General features: G+C 67.1%; 6 protein-coding genes. 4 read left to right on the top strand and 2 right to left on the bottom strand.

What is annotated here, in order from left to right; all coding sequences use genetic code 11:
- The first annotated feature begins 33 nt into the window (after nt 1-33).
- The gene (locus EB084_14905; GenBank protein ID NDD29546.1) at nt 34-1,458 is read left to right on the top strand and encodes a hypothetical protein; all 1,425 of its coding nucleotides are present in this window, start codon (nt 34-36) and stop codon (nt 1,456-1,458) included.
- 642 nt (nt 1,459-2,100) lie between these two features.
- Nucleotides 2,101-2,955, top strand: a complete 855-nt coding sequence (locus EB084_14900) for a helix-turn-helix domain-containing protein (GenBank protein ID NDD29545.1) — start codon at nt 2,101-2,103, stop codon at nt 2,953-2,955.
- A 240-nt stretch (nt 2,956-3,195) separates the two neighbouring features.
- On the opposite strand, the gene EB084_14895 is transcribed toward EB084_14900, so the two are convergent.
- Nucleotides 3,196-4,476 (bottom strand): MFS transporter, encoded by a 1,281-nt coding sequence (locus EB084_14895; protein NDD29544.1) that lies wholly within the window; start codon nt 4,474-4,476, stop codon nt 3,196-3,198.
- 203 nt (nt 4,477-4,679) lie between these two features.
- Between EB084_14895 and EB084_14890 the strand changes: the two genes are divergently transcribed.
- The gene (locus EB084_14890; protein ID NDD29543.1) at nt 4,680-6,206 is read left to right on the top strand and encodes an acyl CoA:acetate/3-ketoacid CoA transferase; all 1,527 of its coding nucleotides are present in this window, start codon (nt 4,680-4,682) and stop codon (nt 6,204-6,206) included.
- A 64-nt stretch (nt 6,207-6,270) separates the two neighbouring features.
- Entirely contained in the window at nt 6,271-6,753 is a 483-nt protein-coding gene (locus tag EB084_14885; GenBank protein NDD29542.1) for a nuclear transport factor 2 family protein, read from the top strand.
- Between the two features lie 54 nt (nt 6,754-6,807).
- On the opposite strand, the gene EB084_14880 is transcribed toward EB084_14885, so the two are convergent.
- A partial coding sequence (locus EB084_14880; protein NDD29541.1) for a hypothetical protein occupies nt 6,808-8,115 on the bottom strand: 1,308 nt, incomplete at its 5' end.

Below are 8,115 nucleotides of genomic sequence, written 5' to 3'. Positions count from 1 at the left end.
GGCGAGGTCGGCGGGCCTGGGGGCGCGGATGAGGTGCGTGCGTGCGAGGTCGGCGGGCAACCCATTCTGGAGAATGGCGTGTTGCGTGTCGAGGGCATGGCAGATGGCACTCTCGCGCTGACCCACCTGGCTTCGGGTCGTGTGTGGAGCGGTCTCGGTCTCCTCGAGAGCCAGGACGACGCGGGTGACACCTACAACTTCGGACCGTCGCGGGATGGGCACGTCGTGACGGGACTGATAGAGCGTCCCGTCATCACGGTCACCCGCTGGGGACCGCTCGAGGCCGCATTCACGATATCGGGGAAGATGCGCCTTCCGCAGGGGCTCACGTCAGATCGTCTTCGTCGCAGCCGCAAGACCGTGTCGTGCGCGGTTGGGATCGAGGTGGGGCTCCGAGCGGGGGCAGATCGGGTCGAGCTGCGTGTCACGGTCGACAACCGTGCGCGCGATCATCGGCTGCGCATGCGATTCCCGCTGCGTGTTGAGCCCGTTGCGTCGTGGGGGGAGAGCGCCTTCGATCTCGTGCGCCGCCCCGTGACGGTGCCTCACGGCGAGGGGTGGATTGAAGACCCGACGACCACCCACCCGCAGCGGGGGGTGGTCTACGTCCCCGAGGGAGAAGAGGGTGACGGGGGCCTTGCGGTGCTGGCGCGCGGGCTGCCGGAGTACGAGGTCGTTACGGGAAGTGGCGAGCGTCCTGCTCATCTGGCGCTCACCTTGCTGCGTTGCGTCGGGTGGCTGTCGCGGGCCGACGTACCGGCACGTCGGTGCCAGGCGGGCCCCAAGATTGCCACGCCGGATGCACAGTGCCTCGGCACCCACCACTTCACCCTGGCCATCGCACCCCTGGCGCAGCCCTGCGGGGCCGCTGAGCTGTTCGCCTTGTCGCGAGACTTCGCCGTGCCGTTCGCAAGCGTCGATCCGAACCCGGCGGTGCCGTGGGGACAGGAGTCGTGGCCTCGCCCCCGCGCCGAGCGCGCTGCGTCGGGCATCGCCGCGGAAGGCCTGCTCTCGCTCGACGGTGACCCCATCGTGCTGAGCGCGCTGCGCGTCTGTGACCTGAGCGCGATTACGGGAGATGCTGCGGCGCTGGCGGTTGGGTCGCAGGCGCAGGCTGGCGCTTCGGCGTTGTCAGGTGGAACGGGGTCTCAGCCTGGTGTTGCAGCGCTGCTGGTAGGGTCGGAGGCGCAGGCTGGTGGGTCTGGAGCTGAGATGTCTCGCGTGGCCATGTTGGTGCGTTGCTTCAATCCATCCGATGTCTGGGCCACCTCGTGCCTGCGCCTGAGCGCGTCGCTCGGGGAGGGGTGGTGCGTGTCCCCGTGTGATGTCGACGGCAATGTGAATGGGGCGGCAATCGCTGCCACCGACTGCGGATGGCCCTTCACGCTGGCCCCGCACGCCATCTGCACGCTGCGCCTCGAGCGAGGCGCAGACTCGGGGCGGGTGTCGCGCGGCTAGGGGTCGGCGCGGTCGTTGGTCGGGCGGCGCGGTCTTTGGTGGTATCGCTGGTTGGGCGGCGCGGTCGTAGGTGGTATCGCGGTGGCTGGTTGGGCGGCGCGGTCGTAGGTGGTATCGCGGTGGCTGGTTGGGCGGCGCGGTCGTAGGTCGACGGCCTCCCCCTCAGGGTTTTGATCCCAAATTTGGGGATCAATGTGTGCGCTGATCCCAAGATTCGGATACAGAGTTTGATTTGATCCCAAACGTTGGGTTCGCACCTTCGACAATTTAGTCCCGAAGGTGGTCTGACGCGCTCGAAAATCTCCACACGGCGGAGTCTTGCCGCATATGTGCGCCTCGACCCTGGTGCACAGTGCGGCGCTGTGCCCGCTCCCGTCGTGACAGCCCCCGCGCCATCATGATATTAGCCGAATTGGGCTTCTACGCGGCGGTATAAGCCCATTTGGGCTTCTAATGAATTTGGGGCGCCGTGAGCGTCGTTGGCGTCGTGAGCGCCGTGAGCGTCGTTGGCGTCGTTGGCGTCGTGAGCGTCGTGAGCGTCGTGGGGAGCAGTGCATGGAGGCCTTTACAATCGAGCGATGTTCACACCGTGTTCACTTTATGGAAGTGGTCATGGGAGCGCGTGTTCTGTACCGTGTAGGCATGCTCAGCCCACTGGTCAACACGCTTCGACGCCTGCGCAAGCACCGTAAGCTCACGCAAGATGAGCTCGGCAATGCTATTGGCCTCCCAAGAGGTGCGGTGGCCAGGTGGGAGAGCGGTGCGCGGCCTGTGCCGTCCCAGCACCTGCCTGCACTGGCCTCGGTCCTCGGAGTTGCGCGTCCGGAGCACCTCGCCACCCTGGTCTCTCTCGACGCGGACCTTTCGACGAACAGCGCACAATCGACACCCGTGGCGGTGGACGCATCTGTTTGCAAGCCCGAGGGATCGCTCGAGCACATGCTCGCACTCACCGATCTGTCGCATACGCTTCATCACGAGGCCAGAACATTGATGGGAGAGGGCGTCTATCGCCACTTCCTCGACGCATTTCCCCGTGACCGTGCCACTGAGCTGCTATGCGCGCACCATATCGCAGCCAGCGGTGGGCAGCTGGTCTGGACGAGTCCACTGGCACTGGCCTCAGAGCAACTGGTCGTTGCGCGTGAGGGCGCCTTCGTCTATACAGGGCATCACGTGCGTCCCGCGCTCATCGTGCGCTGCAGCGATGAGGAACTGGTCGTCTTCGGGCAGGTCAGCCTTGGCGTGGTCGCCCAATCGCGCCGCTATCGGCCCGACTTCCTCTGTCGCTATCGTGTTGCCGGGCAAGCGGCGCGGTGGATGCACGTCGAGCTCGACGGCGGGTTCCGCGCAGAGCGCATCGATGCCGATGCGCGCCGGGCCTCAGGGCTGGGAACGCCAGAGATCCGCTTTCCCAACGAGGTTCTGTGGCGCTCTGATTTCTTCGAGCATCGCCTGATGCGTCAGGTGCGTGATGCACAGGTGTGGATGCGATGAATCTGCGGATGACCTGCCTGCGCGGATGTTCGTGGGGGGAGCCGGCATCAATGTTGATCCCTGGATCGGGGATCAAAGGGGCTTGTGATCCCTGATTGTGGGATCAAATTGACCTTTGATCCCACAATCAGGGATCATTGCTTGGGGAAGGGCGCCGCCGCGGGTGTTGCGCAGAGGTTGGGGGCGCCGCCGCGGGTGTTGCGCAGACTTGGGGACTCGCCCCCGCTCGCGCCCCCGCGCTCACCGATCGTAGCGGCGCAGCTCGGGGACCCGCCACGCCACCGCGCACACGCAGACGGCGCAGGCCAGTCCTCCGAACACCACCGAGGGGGCCACGCCCATCATCTGCGCGGCGAAGCCGGCTTCCACCTCACCCAGCTGTGGTCCGCCGATGAAGAACAGCGAGTTGACTGCGGTCATGCGTCCCCGCAGCGCGTCGGGGGTGTTGAGCTGGCGGATGGTGTTGCGAATCAACGCCGACACCGTATCGGCCGCCCCCGTCACCGCGAGCAGCACGAGCGAGAGCCAGAAGTTCCCCGAGAGCCCGAACGCCGCGGTGGCCAGGCCGTATACCACCACAGACACCAGCAGCACCGTACCCTGGCGTCCCATGTCGGTCCGCGACGAAGTCACCAGCCCCATCGCCACAGAGCCGACGGCGGGCGCGGCATAGAGCAGGCCCAGTCCACGGGCGTCGACGTGCACGATGGCATCGGCAAAGATGGGGAGCAGGGTGGTGGCGGCTCCGAAGAACATGGCCACGAAGTCGAGCAGCATGCTCGAGAGGATGAGGCGGTTCCCCCAGACGAAGCGCAGCCCCTCGAGCGCCTCGGTCATCACCGAGGCGTCCGCGCTTCGAGGCTCGGGGACGTGGCGGTGCTGCATCACGATGACCGCCGCGAGCATCGCCACGAATGACACCGCGTCGAGGGCGTAGACCGTGGCCGGTCCACCTTGTGCCAGAATGAGTCCGCCCAGGCTCGGGCCGGCCACGGCGGCTACATTGAACCCCGTGATGTTGAGGCTCAGGGCCTGGGTGAGTGCCTCGCGCGGCACCAGCGAGGGGATGATGGCCTGGCGGGCAGGCAGATCGAAGGTGGCCGCCGCGGCTGAGATCGAGAGAAGCGCGTAGATGTGCATCGGAGTCACCCATCCCATCACGGTCAGAGCATACAGGGCCACGGAGGCCAGCATCATCACCGTCTGGGTGACGAGCAGCACCTTGCGACGGTCGACGCGATCGGCCACCAGGCCCGCGGGCAGCACGAGCAGCGCGAGGGGGATGAAGCGCGTCAGTCCGACGAAGCCGAGGCTGAGGGCCGAGTGCGTGAGGTGGTAGAGCTGCCAGGTGATGGCGACGATGCGCATCTGGGTGCCGATCATCGACAGGGTGTTGCCCATCCAGATGAGGCGGAAATCGCGATGGCGCAGGGCGTGGGGGGGCATGAACGAGGCCTTCGCCCCCCACAGGCCCGTTTCTTGCCAACGGCCTCCCGACGCCTGTGGCAGGGGAATCCACATCCCCCTTCCCGTTGCCGTTCCCATTCCCGCGGAGGGCTTGGCAGTCAGATGCGGTATACCTCACAGTGCAGGCACCGCTCGCCGAGCAGCCCTCGAAGGCGCAGCCGTGCCGTCGCGGAATTCTTCTCGCGCTGCGCATCAGGCAACGTTTGTGCGCCCGCGGCGCAATCATCGTGGAGGTTCGCATGAGATCAGGGCTTGTCATGTCGCCCCGCGAGGCCGTGAACCTGATTCCCGATGGCGCCACCATCGCCACGGGAGGTTTCGTGGGCATCGGTTTCCCTGAAGAGCTCGCCATCGCCCTCGAGCAGCGATTCACCGAAACCGCCACGCCGCGCGATCTCACCCTGGTGTTCGCGGCGGGCCAGGGTGATGGCAAGACCCGCGGGCTCAATCACTTCGCCCACGAGGGTCTCATCAAGCGCGTTGTGGGTGGGCATTGGGGGCTGGCCCCTGCGCTCGGACGCATGGCGGTCGAGAACCGAATCGAGGCGTACAACCTCCCTCAGGGGGTTATCTCGCAGCTGTTCCGTGATATCGCCGCGAAGAAGCCGGGCCTCGTGACCCATGTGGGGCTGCACACCTTCGTCGATCCGCGCCTTGACGGGGGGCGCATCAACGCGCGCACCACCGAGCCACTGGTGCAGCGCATCGAGATCGATGGGCAGACCTGGCTGCTCTACAAGACCTTTCCTGTCACGGTGGCGCTGCTGCGGGGCACCAGCGCCGACGACGACGGCAACATCACCATGGAGCGCGAGGCGCTGAGCCTCGAATCGCTGGCCATCGCCCAGGCGGTGCGCAACAGCGGGGGAATCGTCATCGTGCAGGTCGAGCGACGGGTGCGGTGCGGCACGCTGCATCCGCAGATGGTGCAGATCCCGGGCATTCTCGTCGACGCGGTCGTGGCGGCCGCGCCGGAGCACCATCACCAGACGTTCGCCGAGCCGTTCAACCCCGCGTACGTGGGTGGCGACGCGGGGTCAGAGATCGCCGCCATGCCGCTCGATGAGCGCAAGATCATCGGGCGCCGCGGAGCCCAGCTGCTTCGGGCCGGATCGGTGGTGAACCTCGGCATCGGCATGCCTGAGGGCGTGGCGTCGGTGGCATACGAGGAGGGCATCTTCGATTCGGTGACGCTCACGGTGGAACCCGGCGGCATCGGTGGCGTGCCGGCGGGCGGCCTGTCGTTCGGCGCGGTGGCGGGTCCATCGGCCATCGTTTCACAGCCGAGCCAGTTCGATTTCTACGATGGCGGTGGGGTTGACCAGGCCTTTCTCGGCCTGGCCGAGCTCGACGGCGAGGGCAACGTGAACGTGAGCCGCTTCGGCACGCGCCTCGCGGGCAGCGGCGGTTTCATCAACATCAGCCAGAACGCGCGGTTCGTCTGCTTCATGGGCACCCTTGTCGCGGGCGCGAAGATGCGGGTGTCTGACGGTCGCCTGATCATCGACGCCGAGGGCACGGGGCGCAAGGCCGTGCCGCGCGTGGGCCAGGTCACGTTCAGCGGGCGCTACGCCAACGAGCGCGGCCAAGAGGTGTGGTACGTCACCGAGCGCGCGGTCTTCCGCCTCACCGCGCACGGGGTCACGCTCGTCGAGGTGGCCCCAGGGCTCGACCTCGAGCGCGATGTGCTCGGCGTCATGGACTTCCGCCCCCAGGTGAGCCCCGATGTGCGCGAGATGGAACGGCGCCTGTTTGCGGCGCCGATGCTGGGGCTCTCGGGATGAGCCTGTTCACCGCTGCGCGTCGGCTTCAGTCTGTATGCAACGATTGCTTGAACGGAGGCCTGTGATGTCCCATCCCAACGCCGCGCTCATCGAGCGCTTCTATCTCGCCTTTCAGCGCCGTGACGCTGACGGTATGGCGGCCTGCTACCATCCGGATGTGCATTTCAGTGATCCGGTGTTCCCCGATCTGCGGGGTCCGCGGGCCACGGGGATGTGGCGCATGCTGATTGCGCGCGGTCGCGATCTCGAGGTGACGTTTCGCGACATCGAGGCCGACGACAACTCGGGCCGGGCGCACTGGGACGCCACCTACACCTACAGTCTCACCCGGCGCAAGGTGCTCAACCGCATCGATGCCACCTTCACCTTTCGCGATGGCCTCATCGTTCGCCACGTCGATCGCTTCGATCTATGGCGCTGGACCGTGATGGCGCTGGGGCCGTCGATGCTCGTTCTGGGGTGGCTTCCTCCCGTGCGCGCGGCGCTGCGCCGCAAGGCTGACGCCGCGCTCGAGGCGTTCCTGCTGGGGAACGCTGCGGCTGAGTGAGGGCGTGCGGGAACGCGCGGATGTCATCCTCGATCTGGGGAGGTGTCGCGTGGCTCAGTTCCGCAGGGCGCTCCACATGTTGCTGAAGCGGTCGGTCCATGGCGTGGGCAGTGCGGCCCCGCTGCCGGGCGCGGTGGTTGCGGCGCGCACGTCAGGTCGCGCGGTGAAGGTCGCGTCTCGGCTTCCCACAACCCACTGCGCGGGGGTGTGCGCCTCGTCGCGGCTCGGCGCGTAGAGCAGGGCAGGCGTCATTCCCAGATCGGTGAGCTGTCGTCGCACCTGGGGCGCGAGATCGAAGTAGCGGTTGCTGATGTGCACCGCGATCACGCCGTTGGGCTCGAGATGGCGGGCATACACGTCGAAGGCCTCGCGGGTGAGCAGGTGAAGCGGAATGCTGTCGCTGCTGAACGCATCGAGCACCACCACATCGAAGCGCGTCTGCTCGCGCTCGAGCGAAAGCCGGCCGTCGCCCGCAACCGTGGTCACCTGTCCTCGGCTGTCGCGGACGTAGGTGAACAGGGGGCGCGGACCCGCGGCCACATCGATGATGTGGTCGTCGATCTCGTAGAATGTGGCGCGATCTTCTGGACGGAGGTAGGCTGCGATCTGCCCGGTTCCCAGCCCCACCGCGGCCACGCGCACGCGCGGATGCAGGGCCTGCACGGCCCGCAGGGTGGTGTCGAGACCGGTGCCCGGCGCGTAGTAGCTCGTGGTGACCTGGGGCGCGTCTTTGCGCTGCCAGCCGTGGAAGGTGCTGCCGTGGGCGAGCACGCGCAGGTTGTCGAGATCGAGCACCCGCACCATGCCGTAGAAGTTGCGCCGCGCGTACGTCACACGGGCCCACGCAAACGGGTTCGCGGTGAGCCAGAGCGAGGCGGCGAAGCTCGAGACGAGCAGCGAGAGCGCGATCAAGACGCCCTGACGACGTCGCTGGTGCAGCCCAAGCCTTCGCTGGGTCGATATCCAGAGCACGACGACGGCGCAGAGCGCTGTTCCTCCGAAGATTCCCCCGAGCCACGTCGCGAGCGCCGCGCGCAGGTCGGGCTGGGTGCGCAGGCCGTATCCCCCGAAAGCCGCAATCAACGCGGCCATCAGTAGCATCGCGGGCGTGGCGAGTTGCGCCTGATGCACCCATGATCCCCGGTCGAGCAGCAGCGCCAGCGCGAGCAGCAGTGCAACCAGCAGCGTGCCGAGCTGCATCTCCCAGAGCCCGGTGAACAGCAGCGGGGCGCCCAGGCTCACCATGGCTCCGCCCAGCGCGCCGCCCACCGAGAGGATGAGGTAGAACGCGGTGAGATGTTCGGCGGTGGGACGGCTGCGCACCAGCTCGCCGTGGCAGATCATGCATCCGACGAAGAGCGT

Source organism: Pseudomonadota bacterium, from assembly GCA_010028905.1.
Lineage (GTDB): Bacteria > Vulcanimicrobiota > Xenobia > RGZZ01 > RGZZ01 > RGZZ01.
The sequence above is the reverse complement of the archived record's forward strand: the minus strand, read 5'-3'. Positions and strand labels throughout refer to the sequence as shown.

What these genes read in the sequence shown, in the direction of transcription:
- EB084_14900 (NDD29545.1), top strand. Translation starts at nt 2,101, where the DNA reads ATGCTCAGCCCACTGGTCAACACGCTTCGACGCCTGCGCAAGCACCGT.
- EB084_14895 (NDD29544.1), bottom strand. Translation starts at nt 4,476, where the DNA reads ATGTGGATTCCCCTGCCACAGGCGTCGGGAGGCCGTTGGCAAGAAACG.
- EB084_14890 (NDD29543.1), top strand. Translation starts at nt 4,680, where the DNA reads ATGTCGCCCCGCGAGGCCGTGAACCTGATTCCCGATGGCGCCACCATC.
- EB084_14885 (NDD29542.1), top strand. Translation starts at nt 6,271, where the DNA reads ATGTCCCATCCCAACGCCGCGCTCATCGAGCGCTTCTATCTCGCCTTT.